This is a genomic window from Streptomyces sp. NEAU-YJ-81, assembly GCF_017592595.1.
GTDB classification, from domain to species: domain Bacteria; phylum Actinomycetota; class Actinomycetes; order Streptomycetales; family Streptomycetaceae; genus Streptomyces; species Streptomyces hygroscopicus_B.
Map to the genome: position 1 here is coordinate 120,849 of NZ_JAGFNO010000005.1, position 15,037 is coordinate 135,885.

General features: G+C 71.6%; 15 protein-coding genes and 3 pseudogenes. 5 read left to right on the forward strand and 13 right to left on the reverse strand.

Annotated features, from left to right (window positions below; translation table 11 throughout):
- Positions 1 to 9 precede the first annotated feature (9 nt).
- From J5X86_RS14155 to J5X86_RS14170, 4 genes are read right to left on the reverse strand one after another with little or no spacing between them, the layout of a single operon-like run.
- On the reverse strand, positions 10 to 1,032 hold the full coding sequence (locus J5X86_RS14155; RefSeq protein ID WP_208517120.1) for a biotin-dependent carboxyltransferase family protein: 1,023 nt from the start codon (positions 1,030 to 1,032) through the stop codon (positions 10 to 12).
- The gene (locus J5X86_RS14160; protein WP_208517121.1) at positions 1,029 to 1,772 is read right to left on the reverse strand and encodes an allophanate hydrolase subunit 1; all 744 of its coding nucleotides are present in this window, start codon (positions 1,770 to 1,772) and stop codon (positions 1,029 to 1,031) included. Before J5X86_RS14160 ends, J5X86_RS14155 begins: the two co-directional genes overlap by 4 nt.
- A 19-nt stretch (positions 1,773 to 1,791) precedes the next feature.
- Positions 1,792 to 2,598: a LamB/YcsF family protein gene (locus tag J5X86_RS14165; protein ID WP_078645129.1), complete on the reverse strand. Its 807-nt coding sequence runs from the start codon at positions 2,596 to 2,598 to the stop codon at positions 1,792 to 1,794.
- A 28-nt stretch (positions 2,599 to 2,626) separates the two neighbouring features.
- Entirely contained in the window at positions 2,627 to 4,003 is a 1,377-nt protein-coding gene (locus tag J5X86_RS14170; protein WP_208517122.1) for an MFS transporter, read from the reverse strand.
- 557 nt (positions 4,004 to 4,560) lie between these two features.
- Between J5X86_RS14170 and J5X86_RS14175 the strand changes: the two genes are divergently transcribed.
- On the forward strand, positions 4,561 to 5,205 hold the full coding sequence (locus J5X86_RS14175) for an RraA family protein (protein WP_208517123.1): 645 nt from the start codon (positions 4,561 to 4,563) through the stop codon (positions 5,203 to 5,205).
- Positions 5,202 to 6,323: a D-2-hydroxyacid dehydrogenase gene (locus J5X86_RS14180; RefSeq protein ID WP_243980358.1), complete on the forward strand. Its 1,122-nt coding sequence runs from the start codon at positions 5,202 to 5,204 to the stop codon at positions 6,321 to 6,323. The genes J5X86_RS14175 and J5X86_RS14180 overlap by 4 nt, the downstream gene beginning before the upstream one ends.
- Positions 6,324 to 6,361: 38 nt before the next feature.
- Here J5X86_RS14180 and J5X86_RS14185 read toward each other — a convergent pair whose 3' ends face one another.
- Together J5X86_RS14185 and J5X86_RS14190 are read right to left on the reverse strand one after the other, a co-directional pair.
- Positions 6,362 to 6,790 (reverse strand): pyridoxamine 5'-phosphate oxidase family protein, encoded by a 429-nt coding sequence (locus J5X86_RS14185; RefSeq protein ID WP_208517124.1) that lies wholly within the window; start codon positions 6,788 to 6,790, stop codon positions 6,362 to 6,364.
- Positions 6,791 to 6,911: 121 nt separating this feature from the next.
- Complete coding sequence (locus J5X86_RS14190; RefSeq protein WP_208517125.1) at positions 6,912 to 7,748, reverse strand: NAD(P)H-binding protein; 837 nt, start codon at positions 7,746 to 7,748, stop codon at positions 6,912 to 6,914.
- 165 nt (positions 7,749 to 7,913) lie between these two features.
- On the opposite strand from J5X86_RS14190, the pseudogene J5X86_RS52845 reads away from it, so the two are divergent.
- Both J5X86_RS52845 and J5X86_RS52850 read left to right on the forward strand, forming a co-directional pair.
- Positions 7,914 to 8,360 (forward strand): annotated as a pseudogene (locus J5X86_RS52845) (cupin domain-containing protein); the annotation flags it as partial.
- A 319-nt stretch (positions 8,361 to 8,679) separates the two neighbouring features.
- Entirely contained in the window at positions 8,680 to 8,790 is a 111-nt protein-coding gene (locus tag J5X86_RS52850; RefSeq protein ID WP_374229255.1) for a hypothetical protein, read from the forward strand.
- A gap of 55 nt (positions 8,791 to 8,845) precedes the next feature.
- Here the strand turns inward: J5X86_RS52850 and J5X86_RS14200 are convergent.
- The 7 genes and pseudogenes from J5X86_RS14200 to J5X86_RS14230 form a co-directional block, all read right to left on the reverse strand.
- Positions 8,846 to 8,998, reverse strand: a pseudogene (locus J5X86_RS14200) (GNAT family N-acetyltransferase); the annotation flags it as partial.
- Between the two features lie 56 nt (positions 8,999 to 9,054).
- A complete protein-coding gene (locus J5X86_RS14205; RefSeq protein WP_208517126.1) occupies positions 9,055 to 10,539 on the reverse strand; it encodes a long-chain fatty acid--CoA ligase in 1,485 nt (494 codons plus the stop codon).
- A gap of 54 nt (positions 10,540 to 10,593) precedes the next feature.
- A complete protein-coding gene (locus J5X86_RS14210) occupies positions 10,594 to 10,860 on the reverse strand; it encodes a hypothetical protein (RefSeq protein WP_208517127.1) in 267 nt (88 codons plus the stop codon).
- A gap of 141 nt (positions 10,861 to 11,001) precedes the next feature.
- Positions 11,002 to 11,487 (reverse strand): hypothetical protein, encoded by a 486-nt coding sequence (locus J5X86_RS14215; RefSeq protein WP_208517532.1) that lies wholly within the window; start codon positions 11,485 to 11,487, stop codon positions 11,002 to 11,004.
- Positions 11,487 to 11,921, reverse strand: coding sequence for a glutaminase (locus J5X86_RS14220; RefSeq protein WP_208517128.1), 435 nt, complete (start codon positions 11,919 to 11,921; stop codon positions 11,487 to 11,489). The genes J5X86_RS14215 and J5X86_RS14220 overlap by 1 nt, the downstream gene beginning before the upstream one ends.
- 52 nt (positions 11,922 to 11,973) lie before the next feature.
- Positions 11,974 to 12,561 (reverse strand): annotated as a pseudogene (locus tag J5X86_RS52855) (glutaminase); the annotation flags it as partial.
- Between the two features lie 227 nt (positions 12,562 to 12,788).
- Entirely contained in the window at positions 12,789 to 13,829 is a 1,041-nt protein-coding gene (locus J5X86_RS14230) for an NADP-dependent oxidoreductase (RefSeq protein WP_374229252.1), read from the reverse strand.
- 70 nt (positions 13,830 to 13,899) lie between these two features.
- Here J5X86_RS14230 and J5X86_RS14235 point away from each other — a divergent pair, with 70 nt between their 5' ends.
- Positions 13,900 to 15,033 (forward strand): GlxA family transcriptional regulator, encoded by a 1,134-nt coding sequence (locus J5X86_RS14235; RefSeq protein ID WP_208517129.1) that lies wholly within the window; start codon positions 13,900 to 13,902, stop codon positions 15,031 to 15,033.
- Positions 15,034 to 15,037 lie beyond the last annotated feature (4 nt).

The following is a 15,037-nucleotide window of genomic DNA, read 5'->3' on the forward strand; positions in this document are numbered from 1 at the left end:
ACTTCGATTTCAAGTGAGAATATCTTCTCGTTTATTGCGGGACAAGGGTTCCCTGAAACCGAGGGCGCCGAACGCCTCGGCCGCCGCCTGCCCCAGCGCGCACACCTCCGCCTCGCGCCGCGCGAACCGGCGCAGCGAGACCTCGCGGTCGGTCCAGCGGAACCGCAACTCCCGTCCCGGACCGGCCTGTCCGAGCAGGGGCAGCGAGGCCCGCGAGGCGACACCGACGATCGGATAGCCCGCCGTCAGGCTCCGGTAGCGGCCGAGCACGATCAGCTCGTCGGCATGCGGGATCTGGAGCGCCCCGATGGGCACTCCATGCGACACGATCTCGGTGTCGGAGTCCGGGTGCAGCACCGGTCCGTCGAGCCGCAGCCCCACATGGTTGGAGCGCGTGGTGACGACGTACGCCGACTCCGCGATCAGCTCACGGATGCCGGGGATCGTGCGGACACCGTGGCTCGCGACGATGTCGACGACCCAGGGCCCGTCGTCGAAGCGCGGAACGGGGACGGGCAGCCGGAACAACGGCGAGGCGAACAGCCGATGGCCGAACCCCCGGAACTCCGTCTCCAGCAGCACCCGTTCGCCTCGGGCGATGACCTGCCCGAAGCCCATCCTGGCGTCCGGGGCCGCGCTCCCCAGCAGGGTATTCGCCTCGAGTGTGCCGTTCACGGCCAGATAGGTACGGATCCCCCGGCTCATGTCCCCGCGGACCCGCAGCTCGTGGCCGGCCGGTACCACCAGCGGCGACCAGGTGTCGACGGGCGCGCCGCCGACGGTGACCCGGGCGGGTGCGCCGGTCACGGCCAGCAGGACGTCGGCTTCGGGGACCAGGGCCAGTTCGCCGCCGAAGTTCTCGATCAGTGTCGCGCCCCGGGCGTTGCCCGCCAGGAGATTCGCCACGGCCGCCGAATGCTGGTCGGCCGCGCCACCGGTGGGGACACCGCGCCGTTCCGTATCGCGGCGGCCTAGATCCTGGAACGTGGTGACCCATCCGGTGCTCGTGATGTCCAGCGCCACGGTCGTCATACGGCCCCCTCCACCGGCAGCAGGAAACCGGCATTCCGCGCCCGGACCTCGTCCCGGGAGACGGGGACGAAGCGCACGATGTCGCCGGTGCCGAACGAGACGGGGTCCGGGCGGGAGATGTCGACGATGGTGTACGGGGTGCGCCCGACGACACGCCATCCGGTCGGACCGGGGAACGGCTGGATGATCGCGTTGGTCCCGGCGATCATGATCGCTCCGGGGGCGACATCCGTCCGCGGCTCGGCCCGCCGGCGCACCGGTCGGGGCACCTTGAGCCCGTCCATCATCGGGGCCATCGCCGCGCCGAGGAGGGAGATCGTGAACGTGGACTCCGCGATCGCCTCGACGACCTCGGCGGGGGCCAGACCCAGCTCCTCGGCGACGGACCTCAGATCCGGGCCGGTCTCCTCGTCGAAGACGACGGGGACGGTGAACGCGCGCACCGCCCGCGGGCGGGCCGTACCCGTACCCTCCGACGGCGAAGGCGCCCACCGCGCCACCAGACGGGCCGCGTACTCCACATGCTCGAACGCGGTCCGCAGCGGGTCGAACTCGATGAGCAGGGACTCCAGACCGGAGACGACGTCGAGTACGCCATGGGGGCGGTGGGCCAGGAACCGGTCGCGGAAGGCGACGATCCCGGCCCTTCGGATGGCCTGGTCGGGGTGGGGGATGGTCACCATCACCGCCGAGTCCCCGAAGGGCTCGACGGTGAGGGCGCCGTACTGTGCTGTGGTCATCGCCTGGTGCGCTCGGCCGTCAGCCGGCGAGCGCGACCTCCGCCTTTTCCGCCAGGACCTCGCGCAGCCCGGCGACGCGGATGCCCGCGGCGCCGAGCGCGCCGCGCAGCGCGGTGCCGTTCGCGAGGACGGACGGGTGGTCGCCGTGCAGCAGCAGCACATCGGCGTCGTGGCCGAGCGGGACCACATTGCCGTTGACCGAGCGCACGGTGCCCTCGCGCACCACCTGCGCCGAGCGCTGCCCGATCAGCTCGGGGTCGTAAATGAGGCCGCCTTCGTGCGAGCGGGGGACGGGCATGCCGTCGTCGCCGTAGCCGCGGTCGGCGAGGAACACATAGCCGACCTCCAGCCCGCGCTTGCGCGACTCCTCGGCGAGCAGACCCCGTTGGCAGATGACGATGTAGTCGGTGTTGTACGCGGCGATCGCGTCGGTGATGGCCCGCGCGTGCTTGGCGTCGGTCTGCGCGATCGAGCCCATCCGCCCGTGCGGGGCGACATGGCTGATGGTGCCGCCGTGCACCCGCGCGAAGGCGTCGAGTGCGCCGAGCTGGTAGAGGACATCGGTGCGGATCTCCTCTTCGGACGCCTCGATGAGACGACGGCCGAAGCCGACGAGGTCGGGGTAGCCGGGGTGGGCGCCCAGTTCGATGCCGCGCGCGACGCAGTCCGCGACGGTGCGGTCCATGATGCGCGGGTCACCGGCGTGGAAGCCGCAGGCGATGTTCGACGAGGTGACGAGGGAGAGCAGGGCTCCGTCGTCGCCGATGGTGTAGTTGCCGAAACTCTCGCCGAGGTCGGCGACGACGGCTACGGAGTTGATTCCCATGGTGTCTCCTAGTGCCGGGGTGGGTGGTTCAGCGGGCGGTGAGGGGCCGGCCCTTGGTCTCGCGCAGGAAGGCGATGGCGATGAGAGTGATCACGGCGGTGATGATGGAGGCGTAGGCGGGGACGAGCGTGGAGCCGGTCGACTCGATCAGCTCGGTCATCACCAGCGGGGCGCTGCCGCCGAAGATGATCGTCGAGATGCTGAACCCGATGCTGTAGGCGGAGTAGCGCACCGTGGTCGGGAACATCTCGGCGAGCGCGGTGTGGACGACCGCGGCGTGGCCGGAGAAGGCGATCGCCAGCACGATGGTGCCGATGCAGGCGAGCCCGAACTCGCCCGTGGTGATGAGCCGGAACATCGGATACGAGACGGCGGCCATGGCCACGGCGGAACCGGTGAGGACGGGCTTGCGGCCGATCCGGTCGGACAAGCGGGCCATGAGCGGGATACAGAGGGAGATGGCCACCAGGCTGAACGCCGTGACGGTGAGCGACCGCAGCATCGAGAAGTTGTGCTCGCCGAGCGAGGACCTCAAGTAGGTCGGCATATAGACGAACAGCAGGTAGTAGCCGGGGCCGTTGAGCGCGGGGAGGAAGATCGTGAGGGCGATCGCCTTCAGATGGCGCGGGGAGGTCAACGCCTCCCGCAGCGGGTTGCGTACGACGGTGTTCTGCTCCCGCAGCGCCTCGAAGTGCGGGGTCTCCTCCAGCCGGCGGCGGATGTAGAAGCCGACGTAGCCGAGCGGGACGGCCAGGAGGAAGGGCACCCGCCAGGCCCATGAGGTCATCGCGTCATCGCCGAGCGTCGTGATGAGAAGGGCGGAGAGGACGCTGCCGAACATCAGGGCCACGAACGAGCCGACCGCGATGAAGCTCATCATGTAATTGCGGCGGGTATCGGGTGCGTACTCGCCGACGAAGGACATGGCACCGGCCACCTCACCACCCGCCGAGAAGCCCTGGAGCACCCGGAGCAGGACCAGCAGCACGGGCGCTGCGACACCGATGACACCGGAAGAAGGTATGAGGCCGATGGCCGCGGTCGCGGCGGAGATGAGCACCAGCAGAGTGGCGAGAAGGCTCTTACGCCCGAGCCGGTCCCCGAGATATCCGCAGATGACGCTGCCGAACGGGCGGGCGACGAAGCTGATCAGGAAACCGATGTTGGTGAGGAAGAGTCCCCCGGCCTCGGCCTCGCCCATGATGTTGATCGCGAGGTAGGTGACCAGCAGGCCGTACACGCCGTAGTCGTACCACTCGACGAAGGACCCGATGGCGCCCGCGAAGGTGGCCTTGCGGACGACCTTGCCGTCAGCGGAGACGATGTCGACCGCTGCCGCGTCGGGCGTGTCCGACGCGGCGTCGTGACGATCTGAAGTGGTGTCGAGCCGATCTGAGGTAGTCATACGCGTTTACTTTCGGTGTCGCGGACTCCTGGAACGGTGTCCTGAAGATCATGCGCTGAACGGGGTTGCTGTCAGCGGTCGCTCCTGGGCCGGGGCGCACCTGGACGTTTCGGGGTCTATGGGAAGGCGATGACGGCGCTCGGGCCGTGCTCGCTCGCCTGAGTGAGGCCAGAGGTGAGGCAGGAGGGAAGAGTCGCGGAGCGGCGTCAGGGCCAAGTTGCGACGTGAATCGCGAATGAGAATAGATTCGCATTCTGGGGCGGTCAAGGATGTGCGTTGCCCCTTCGTTAACCTTTCGCTTCCATCGTGCTTCCGCCTTGGACTCCAGGGTTCGTTCGGTGATTTGAAGATGCTTTCGATGGTGGTGCCGTGGTGTGACCTGCCCTGAAGGGGCCGATCTCGCGGGCTGGGCACCTCTTGTCTTGCGTCACGGATGGATGCAGACTGACTCTCGCGAAACGCGAAATCTTTCGCACTTTCTTGTTGGGGGCGTGGTGAACCCATGACGCCCGCCACCGCCCCGCCCGGCGGTACCGGACCCGGTGAAGGAGCCTGCGATGACTCAGGACAACGTGCGCGTGAGCAGCGCGTGGGAACGCGTCGACGGACAGGTGCTGGATCAGTTCCGCGCCCACTCCGTGGCCAACCTCGGCGATGCCCTCGACCGGCTGAACATCGTCGACGGTGGCATCGCGCCCATCTGGAACGGGGCCAAAGCTGTCGGCACGGCGCTCCCGGTTCTCACCGTCGCGGGCGACAACAAGGCCGTGATCGCGGCGCTCGAGCACATCCGCCCCGGTGACATCCTGGTCATCAACGCCTTCGGCCACGACGGCCGCGCCATCATCGGCGACAACCTCGCCCAGCGCTTCGCCGTCTACGGTGCCGCCGGGGCGGTCGTCGACGGATATGTGCGCGACGCCGCGATCATCGAAGAACTCGGGGTCCCGGTCTTCGCCCGCGGGCTCACCCCCGCCGGTCCGTTCAAGAACGGCCCGGGCACGATCGGCGAACCGGTCGCCATCGGCGGTGTCGTGGTGAACCCCGGAGACATCGTCGCCGCCGACGGGGACGGCGTCATCGTCATCCCGCCGCACCGTGCCGATGAGGCGCTGAGGGCGGTCGAGGAGATCGTGGCCCGCGAGGCGGCGCTGGACGCCGAGGTCGAAACGCTGCGGAACCAGGCCAAGGCCGTCCGATGAGCGGAAAGGACGAGATGACGGGTCAGGATCAGGTGACCGGCCGGGACCAGATGACCGGCCGGGACCGCGTGGCGGATCGCCTCCGCGTGGCGGTCGCCGCCCCGCTGTCCGAGGAAAACTGCGCCCGCATCCGGGAGTTGGAGCCGCGGATCGACCTCGTCGTCGACCACTCCCTCCTCCCGCCCATGCGCTGGCCCGCCGACTTCGCCGGCGACCCGGCCTGGCGGCGCGGCCCCCAGCAGCAGCGCGCCTACGAGGCCGCGATCGACTCGGCCGACGCCCTGTACGGCGTCCCCGACCTGGACCCGGCCGCCCTGGCGCGGGCGGTCCGGGCCAACCCGCGCCTGCGCTGGGTGCACACGATGGCCGCGGGCGGCGGCGGCCAGGTCAAGGCCGCCGGGCTGAGCGCCGAAGAGCTCGACCGGGTCCTGTTCACCACCTCGGCCGGTGTGCACGGACGCCCGCTCGCCGAGTTCGCCGTCTTCGGCGTCCTCGCGGGAGCCAAGGACCTTCCCCGACTGCGGCGCCAGCAGCGCGACCGGGAGTGGACCGGCCGCTGGACGATGGGGCAGGTGAACCAGCAGACGGTGCTGGTCCTCGGCCTCGGCGGGATCGGCCGGGTCGTCGCCGAGACCCTCCACGCGCTGGGGGCCACGGTCATCGGCACGAGCAGGAGGGACGTCACCGTCACCGGCGTCTCCACCGTGGTGCACCCCGACCGCATCACCGAAGTGGCTCCCACCGTGGACGCCGTCGTGAACACCCTCCCCGGCACCGAGGCCACCGAGCACCTCCTCGGCGAACGGTTCTTCGGCGCCCTTCGGCCCGGCGCCTGTCTCGTCAACGTCGGCCGAGGAAGCGTCGTCGACGAGGCCGCGCTGATCGGCGCGCTCGACTCCGGCCGCGTCGGCTTCGCCGCGCTGGACGTCTTCGAGACCGAACCGCTGCCCGCGCACAGTCCGCTCTGGGACCACGACCGTGTGCTGGTGAGCCCGCACACCGCCGCGCTCGACGCGGCGGAGGACCGCCGCATCGCCGAACTCTTCGCCGCCAACGCCACCCGGCTCCTCGACGGGCATGAGCTGGTCAACCGCGTGAACACCGTCGAGTTCTACTGACCGGGACGGCGGCGCGCTCGAAGGGGCTGTCGCGGAGGTCAGAACGCGTAGCGGCGCACGGTCTCCGGGTGGATGACGAGACGGACCGAGTCCTCGGCCAGGATCCCGGCGAGGTCGTCGGCGCGGGCCGGGTCGTCGAGATCCCAGTAGCGCGCGGCCAGGCGGGCGGCCAGGTCGTGTGCTCCGTCGGTTTCCACCGTGGTGCGGCCGGCGACCGACAGCCAGCGCTCGCGTTCACCCACCGGGGCGGCGACGACGATCGAGGCGCGGGGGTCGCGGCGCAGGCGGCGCACTTTGAGCGTGTCCGGGCCCGTGAACAGCTGGATCGTGCCCTCGGCGGTGGCCTCGAACCACACCGGCCGGGGCTGTGGCGGAAGCGGCCCACCGGCCACGGACAGAAACCCGTACAGGGGGCGCCGGAGGAACTCGAGGTCCTGGGTGGTCAGCGAAGTGGCGTCGGTGCTCATCACAGCCCTTCCGATGGGTGAGGGGGAATGGTTTCGAGGTCGTTGAACGAGGCGTCGGCTCGTTCGGAACGCGTGTTCCGCGGACGGGCGATGGCCAGGCAGCTCGGCCGCCGCCGGGCGGTTATCGCGCCCAGGCTCCCGCCGCCGCGGCCCGCACGACGTAGTCCTCAAAGGTCCGGGGCGCCCGTTCCAGCACGGTGGCGAGGTCATCCGTCGTCCCGGCCAGCAGCCCGCGTTCCATCAACACGAACATCTCGGCGACGTGGTGGGCGTCCTCCTCGCCCACGCCCTCCTCGACCAGCGCCGCGGTGTACTCGGCGGGGGAGACCTGCCGGTAGGCGATGGGCCGCCCGGACGCCCGGGAGATCAGCTCGACGGCCTCTCCGAAGGTGAGCGCGCGTGGTCCGGTCAGCTCGTAGATCCGTCCGGCGTGCCGGTCGGTCTCGGTCAACACCGCGGCCGCGGCGTCGGCGACGTCCTCCGCGTCGATGAACGGCTCGGGGACCGTGCCGGCCGGGAGCGCCAGCTCCCCGGCGACCAGCGGGGCGTGGAAGACGTCCTCGTCGAAGTTCTGCGCGAAGTTCGACGGCCGCAGGACGGTCCACTCCAGCGCCGAGCCGCGTACGGCGTCCTCGGCCGAGCGCATGTCCAGGCCGAACGTGGAGTCGCCCCAGGTGTCGGAGCCGCGCCCGGAGAGCAGGACCAGCCGCCGCACTCCGGCGGCCTCGGCCCGGGCCACGAACTCGTGTACCGGGCCCGGCACGCGCGGGGCCACTACATAGGCGACGGCGATGCCCCGCAGGGCCGCGTCCCAGCCGCCGGGGTCGGACCAGTCGAACCGGGTCCGGCTCGATCGGGAGGCGGCCCGCACCGGTGTGCCGTGCAGCCGCAACCGGGCGAGGATCCGCCGACCCGTCTTGCCGGTCGCGCCGAGGACGAGAGTGGTGTCGTTGCTCATGAGACCGATTGAACACGGCCGACTCGGACGAACCCATAGGTAAAAAACCGGATCACCTGTGTATGCGTCTAAAATCGCTGAGGTGGACGCCTTCAGTGACCTGATCCGCGGGGTGCGAGCCTGTTCGGCAGCTCGACCCTGTCCCCGCCCTGGGCCCTGCACTTCGTGGACGGCGCGCCGCTGACCCTGTGCACCGTCCTCACCGGGGCGGGCTGGATCGTGCCGGAGCACGGTCCGCCCGAGCCGCTGCGCGCCCGCGAGGCGATCGTCGTGCGCGGCCCCGCCACGTCCACCTTCGTCGACGAGTTCGGCACCCGGGCCGAACCGATCGCATGCGGCGAGCACTGCGCGACGCCCGAGCAGGGCGGGACCCGGCACCGGCGCGGCTGGAACGACCCGGGCGGGGACGCCGGTGACGGCCCCGGCGGGGACACCGGTGACGGCCGCGGTGCGACGACCCTGATCGTCGGCGCCTATCCCGTGCGCGGCGAGATCAGCCGCCGGCTGCTGGACGCGCTGCCCGTTGTGTTGCGTGTGGACGCCGGGGGCACGGCCGACCCCGTGCTGGACCACCTCGCCGCCGAGGTCGCCGTCGACACACCGGGCCAGCAGGTCGTACTCGACCGGCTGCTGGACTGGATGATGGTCTGCACGCTGCGCGAGTGGTTCGACCGGCCCGGCGGCGAGCCCCCGGCCTGGTGGGCCGCCCAGCGGGACCCGGTGGTCGGCGACGCGCTGCGCCTGCTGCACGCCGAACCGGCGGCACCATGGACGGTCGCCGCCCTGGCCGAGCACACCGGAGTGTCGCGTTCGACGCTGGCCAAGCGGTTCGCCGACCTGGTCGGCGAACCCCCGCTGACCTACCTCACCCCCTGGCCTGACGCTCGCGGCAGACCTCCTGGTCGAGCGGAAGGCCGCGACCATCGCGGACATCGCCCGCACCGTGGGCTACTCCGACCCGTTCGGGTTCAGCGCGGCGTTCAAACGGGTCCGAGGCGCCAACCCCAGCGAATTCCGGCGCACCGCGACCACTGACGCCTGAACAGGGGCAAGTCAACCCGACGCCCCCTCGCAGGCGCAGGCTGACCAGGTGCGGGTTCAAGCGTGTCGAAGGCGAAGGCCAGGACCGTCAGCGCGGCTTCGGTGGCGTAGCCCTGGCCCCAGGCAGAGCGGGCGAGCCGCCAGCCGAGACGATCGGTACGCAGTTCAGCCATGCTGCCCAGCCCAACGTGAACCTGGCCTCCGGGCAATCCATATTCTTGGTGACACCGGGAGCTGCGGCCCGCACCCGCACAGGCGCCAGGCGTCAGGAGCAGGTCTTGCGCAGCTCGCGCTTGAGGACCTTGCCGGTGGGGCCGAGGGGCAGTGCGGTCATGAAGACCACCTTGCGCGGGTACTTGTGCCCACCGAGCCGTTCCCGGGACCAGGCGATGACCTCCTCGGCGGACGGGACGCGCAGGTCGGCCCGCGGCACCACCGCGGCGCACACCTCCTCGCCCTTGACCTCGTCGGGCACTCCGACGACCGACACCTCGGCGATGGCCGGGTGCCGGGCCAGGACCTCCTCGACCTCGCGCGGGTAGACGTTGAAGCCGCCGCGGATGATGAGGTCCTTGCTGCGGTCGACGATGACGAGGAAGCCGTCCTCGTCGACCATCCCGAGGTCACCGCTGCGCAGCCACCCGTCGACCAGCGCGGCCCGCGTGGCCTCCGGGTCGTCGAGGTAGCCGTGGAACACGTTGTGCCCCCGGATGACGACCTCGCCCACCTCACCGTCCGGCAGGGGCACGATCCGGTCCGGGGTGCGGGCGTCGGCGACGGCGATTTCCACGCCCCACACCGCATGCCCGACCGTGCCGGGCCGCCGCCCGCGGCCGTGCTCGTTGAACGTCGACGCGGGCGATGTCTCGGTGAGTCCGTAGCCCTCCAGGATCACCGTGTCGTACGCGGCCTCGAAGCGCTCCAGCAGCGCCACGGGCAGGGCCGCGCCGCCCGAGACGGCGACCCGCAGATACGCGGGCCGGCGCGGGTCCGCGGTGGCCGCCTCGGTGAGCGCGTGGTACATCGTGGGCACGCCCATGAACACCGTGACGTTCTGGCTGACCATCAGATCCAGCGCGCCGGACCCGGTGAACCTCGGGGTGAGCACGAGCGCCGCCCCGACCCGCATCGTGGCGTTGAGCGCACCGGTCTGACCGTAGCTGTGGAACAGCGGCAGACAGCCCAGGACCACGTCGTCCGGCACCATGCCGATCAGGTCGTACGCCAGCACGGTCGCGTTCATCACCAGGTTGAGATGGGTGAGCTGGGCGCCCTTGGGCCGGCCGGTGGTGCCACTCGTGTACAGGACCGCGGCGATGTCGTCGGCCCGGGCCGGCTCGATGGTCTCGAGCCGGCCCTCCCCGGTGACGACGTCCAGCACCTTGATACCCGCCTCGGCGGCCGCCGGCTCGGCCACGGTCAGCAGCGGGCCGCCCGCGATGACGGCGACGGCGCCGCTGTGCCGCAGGATGTACACCACCTCCTCGCAGACGAGCAGACCGTGCACCGGCACCACGGTGGCGCCGAGCGCGAGGACGGCGTAGTACGCGCGGGGGAAGTCGATGCCGTTGGGCAGCATCAGCGCCACCCGGTCGCCGCGGCCCACCCCGCAGGCGCGCAGTTGCGCCGCGAAGGCCAGCACGTCGTCCCACAGTTCGCTGTAGGTGAGCCGGATGTCGCCCTCGACGATCGCGAGGCGGTGCGGATGGCGACGGGCGGAATCGCCGAGGATGGCGGCGACACTCAGCATGGCGTCTCCCCTGAGGCCGAGCGGTGGATGCCGTGGATTACGACGGGCCCAGATTCAGACATCGCCGCTGGTCCCGACCATGTGCGGGTGCCCACCCTTGGCCGCTGCGAGGTGGGCACGGGCCCTTGCGTAGCGCTCTTCGGCCAGGGCCACGGGGGAGCCGGGCCCCGGCTTGTGGCCCCACACCGACATCAGGGTCGGGGCGATCACATCGTGGCCGGGGTCGTCCAGCCGGCGTCTGAACCGGCGGGCCGCGGCGGCGTTCACCACCTCGGTCGAGCACAGCAGGTCGAGGATGCGGTGGGTGTAGCGGTCGTGCACGGGCTCCAGCCGGGAGCTCGCGCCGCGCAGGGTGAGGACCAGCCCCTCGGCGTCGACCTCGGCGAGGCCCAGGGCACGCAGCGCGCCGGGCAGCCGGCGGCCGGTCGATCCCGGAGCCGCGCAGATGCGCCTTGACGGTCCTCATCGCCGGTTCGGTGGCCGGATCCGGTTCGGCCGGACCGTAGGAGCCCCAGTCGAACTCCTCGGCCAGCAGCACCCCGCCCGCGGCCACCAGCTCGGCCAGCCCGGCGAGCACCGTCTCTCGCCGTAGCGCAGGCTACCGAGCACCAGCCGGGTGTGTACGACGTCGAACGGCGCCTCGTTGAACAGCGGTTCGGCGCCGGGGGAACTCCGCACGAAGCGGATGCCCGGCCGGCTGCGCACGGCCGCGCCGGAGAGCCGGACGTCGGTGACCACGACCTCACCGGCCGGGCCCACCGTATCGGCCGTCCACGGCGCCAGGCCGGAACCCGCGGCCCCCAGTAACAGCACCCGGGAGCCACGCCGTACGCCGAGACGGGCCAGCAGCCGGGCGCTGCGGTCGTCGTACGCCCGGACGAGGCCGGCGGGCAGCGTCGCCGCCGCCCGGGCGGACGTGTCCCCTTGGGCCCGTGTCCGCCTGGGCATCAGTGGTCTCCCTCGCCCGGGATGTCGTACATGTGGAAGGCGAACCGGGACACCAGCTCGCGGCAGAACTCGACGCCGCGCACGGAGTTGCCTCGCCCATCGAGCCGGGGGGACCACACGCACACGCCCATCACCTGGGGGATCACCACCATCAGGGCGCCGGAGACACCGCTTTTCGCGGGCAGTCCGACGGCGAACGCGAACTCGCCGGAGGAGTCGTACATCCCGCAGGTCGCCATCATGGCCAGGCAGCGGCGGACCGAGGCCGCGGAGACGACGCGCTCGCCGGTCACCGGATTCCGCCCGCCGCCCGCGAGGGTGGCGGCGGCGGCGCTCAGCGCCTGCGCGTCGAGCTGGATGGAGCAGCACTTGAGGTAGAAGGAGAGCGTCTCCTTGAGCGCGGTGCCCGCGGGAAAGACGTTCAGCTCCTGCATCCTGCATCCTGCGGCCCAGGGCGATGTTACGGTCCGAGCTGCTCTCCTCGGAACGGAAGCCCTCCTCGTCGAACCCGGGTGCGGCCGTACCGCCGCACAGCCGCCGCCAGGTGTCCAGTACCCGGGCGAACCTGGACTCGGAGTCGTGCCGCGGCCCGAGCAGCGAGCAGGTCATGATCGCCCCGGAATTGATCATCGGGTTGTGCGGCCGCCCGTCACGGGTGAGCGTCAGCGCGTTGAAGCCGTGCCCGCTGGGCTCGTGGCCGATGTGCCGGTGCACCACCTGGGGACCGTGCTCGTCCAGCGCCATGAGGTAGTTGACCGGCTTGCACACCGACTGGACGGTGAAGGGAGTATGGGAATCGCCGACGGAGACGCGCCGTCCGTCGACCGTGCACACCGACACGGCGAACCGGTCGGGGTCGGCTGCGCTGAGGGCGGGGATGTATCCGGCCACCCGGCCCCGCCGGTCGGGCATCAGACGGCGGTGGATGTCGGCGACGACGGCGGTGAAGTCGTCGAAGTCGGTGCCGGCCGTGTCGCGTCGGGCGGGGGCGGCGGGGACGTCCCGCCGCGGCAGGACCCGCGGGTCGGCGGTCGCCGGGCGGGGATATGGCCTCGGGCTCGTGGCAGTGCTCATTGGTGCCTCCACACGCTGGATCGGAGCGGACCGGGGTGGTCCAGCGATGGAAGCAGCCGTTCCGTTGCTTACGCGCTGGCCGTACGCACAGGGATGGACACAGCGCGTTGTGCCGCGGAACTAGGCGAGCCGGTATCTGAAACGTGAACGAGTGGGCGAAACGCCATGCGTATCGGCCCAAGGGCCGTCCTGTGCCGCGGCCCGGGACGGCCCCGAACCAACCCGCCTCAGCGCACGGTGATGACCAGCTTGCCCGTGGTGCGGCTGGTCTCCGCCTGGACATGGGCCCGGGCGCCCTCGGCGAGCGGGAAGGTGCCGGAGACACGGGCGCGGAGCCTGCCCCGGTCGACGAGCTCGGCGATGGCGCGCATCCCGGCCTGGTCGTGCTCGACGAGCAGGGTGACGGCGCGGACCTGTGCCTGCTCCGCCGCGGCCCGGGTGTCCTGGGCGCCCGGCAGCAGGGAGATGAGGACGCCGCCTGGGCGGAGCACGCTCACGGAGCGGGTGGCGGTCTCCCCGCCGACGGCGTCGAGGACGACGTCGTAGCGTTCCTCGGTGTCGGTGAAGTCCTCGGAGCGGTGGTCGACGCAGGCATCCGCGCCGAGTTCGCGCAGGAAGTCGTGCTTGGGGGCGCTCGCCGTCCCGGTGACGTGCGCGCCGCGCTCCTTGGCGAGCTGTACGGCGAGATGGCCGACACCGCCGGCCGCGGCGTGGATCAGCACCCGCTGCCCGGCCCGCAGGTCCGCGGTGTCGACGAGGGCCTGCCAGGCGGTGAGCGCGGCCAGCGGCAGAGCGGCCGCCTGGACGTGGTCGATCCCGGTGGGCTTGGCGGCGAAGGCGCGGGCGGGGCCGGTCACGTACTCGGCGTGGGAGCCCGCCCCGTACGGGTAGGGCAGCATCCCGAACACCTCGTCACCGGGCTGGAAGAGGGTGACGCCGAAGCCGGTCTCCACCACGGTGCCGGAGACGTCCCAGCCGAGGGTCAGCGGCGGGGGCGGCAGGAAGATGCTCAGGGCGCGGTGCTTGAAGTCCGTGGGGTTGAGTCCGGCCGCGTGCACGGCGACGAGGATCTCTCCGGGGCCGGGCGCGGGCCGCGGAAGCTCGGTCAGCCGCAGGACCTCGGGGCCGCCGAGGGCCGTCTGGTGCAGGGCGAGCATCACGGGGGCGCGGTCCGGGGCGGTGGGGTGCGGGGAGTGTGTGGTGGCCGCCGGGGACGGGGAGTCGAGGTGCTCGGGGGTGTCCGTCGAAGAGGTGTCCGTCGATGTCATGGCTCGATCCTGGCCGTACGGTCCGGCCCGGGACGATGGCCAGAAGGTCAGCCTCCGATACATTCCTGCCATGCCCATCGACCCTGCCGCCCGCTCCGTTCCCGGCGCCCGCACCACTCCCACCGCCCGCCCCGCGTCAGCCGTGCCCTCCCGGGTCCGTGAACTCGCCGACCGCGCGGCCGAACTGGACCGCCGGATGCGCCCGGACCCGCGGCCCGGCGCCCACAAGGTCGTCGTCCTTGCCCTCGACGGCGTCTATCCCTTCGAACTCGGCATCCCGCACCGGGTCCTGGGCTCCGCCGATGGCCGCTACGAGGTGCTGTCCGCGAGCGTGGACGGGCAGCCCGTGCGTACCGACTCGGATCTGACCGTCACCCCCGGGCACGGTCCCGAGGTGCTGGCCGAGGCGGACACCGTGGTCATCCCTCCGTACGCGATCACCCGCGCCTCGGCCGCCGCCCCGGACCCGCAGGTCCTCGCCGCCCTCTCCCGCGTCCGCCCCGGCACCCGGCTGGTGTCCATCTGTACGGGCGCCTTCCTGCTGGCCGCCGCCGGTCTCCTGGACGGGCGCCGGGCCACCACCCACTGGGCGCTCACCGACCACTTCCAGGAGCTGTTTCCCCGGGTCGAGTTGGATGCCGGTGTGCTCTTCGTCGACCACGGTGATGTGCTGACCTCCGCGGGGGCGGCGAGCGGTGTCGACGTCTGCCTGCACCTGGTGCGCCAGGACCACGGCAGCGAGGTGGCCAACCACGTCGCCCGTTGCTGCGTCGTGCCGCCGTACCGGGACGGCGGGCAGGCGCAGTACATCGAGCGGCCGCTGCCGCCGGCGAGCGAAACCGGCACCGGGCCGACCCGCGACTGGGCGCTGCGGCGGCTGGAACTGCCTTTGTCGCTGGACGAGTTGGCCGCGCACGCGGCGATGAGCACCCGTACCTTCGCCCGGCGCTTCCGGGAGGAGACCGGTCTGAGCCCCGGCCGGTGGCTGACCCAGCAGCGGCTGCGGCGGGCACGGCATCTGCTGGAGTCCAGCGACCTGCCGGTGGAACGGGTCGCCCACGAGGTCGGCTTCGCCACCGCCACCTCGCTGCGGCGGCACCTGGCAGCGGAGGCGGGGGTGGCCCCGTCGGCCTACCGGCGCACCTTCCGCGCCTCGGGTCCGGCTGCGGGCGGCGTCAGGGAAGCGTCACGGGCCAGGGGCTGAGTGG

Coding starts and splice junctions, on each gene's coding strand:
- J5X86_RS14155 (WP_208517120.1), bottom strand. CDS start 1,032: ATGACGACCGTGGCGCTGGACATCACGAGCACCGGATGGGTCACCACG.
- J5X86_RS14160 (WP_208517121.1), bottom strand. CDS start 1,772: ATGACCACAGCACAGTACGGCGCCCTCACCGTCGAGCCCTTCGGGGAC.
- J5X86_RS14165 (WP_078645129.1), bottom strand. CDS start 2,598: ATGGGAATCAACTCCGTAGCCGTCGTCGCCGACCTCGGCGAGAGTTTC.
- J5X86_RS14170 (WP_208517122.1), bottom strand. CDS start 4,003: ATGACTACCTCAGATCGGCTCGACACCACTTCAGATCGTCACGACGCC.
- J5X86_RS14175 (WP_208517123.1), top strand. CDS start 4,561: ATGACTCAGGACAACGTGCGCGTGAGCAGCGCGTGGGAACGCGTCGAC.
- J5X86_RS14180 (WP_243980358.1), top strand. CDS start 5,202: ATGAGCGGAAAGGACGAGATGACGGGTCAGGATCAGGTGACCGGCCGG.
- J5X86_RS14185 (WP_208517124.1), bottom strand. CDS start 6,790: ATGAGCACCGACGCCACTTCGCTGACCACCCAGGACCTCGAGTTCCTC.
- J5X86_RS14190 (WP_208517125.1), bottom strand. CDS start 7,748: ATGAGCAACGACACCACTCTCGTCCTCGGCGCGACCGGCAAGACGGGT.
- J5X86_RS14205 (WP_208517126.1), bottom strand. CDS start 10,539: ATGCTGAGTGTCGCCGCCATCCTCGGCGATTCCGCCCGTCGCCATCCG.
- J5X86_RS14215 (WP_208517532.1), bottom strand. CDS start 11,487: ATGCCCAGGCGGACACGGGCCCAAGGGGACACGTCCGCCCGGGCGGCG.
- J5X86_RS14220 (WP_208517128.1), bottom strand. CDS start 11,921: ATGCAGGAGCTGAACGTCTTTCCCGCGGGCACCGCGCTCAAGGAGACG.
- J5X86_RS14230 (WP_374229252.1), bottom strand. CDS start 13,829: ATGACATCGACGGACACCTCTTCGACGGACACCCCCGAGCACCTCGAC.
- J5X86_RS14235 (WP_208517129.1), top strand. CDS start 13,900: ATGCCCATCGACCCTGCCGCCCGCTCCGTTCCCGGCGCCCGCACCACT.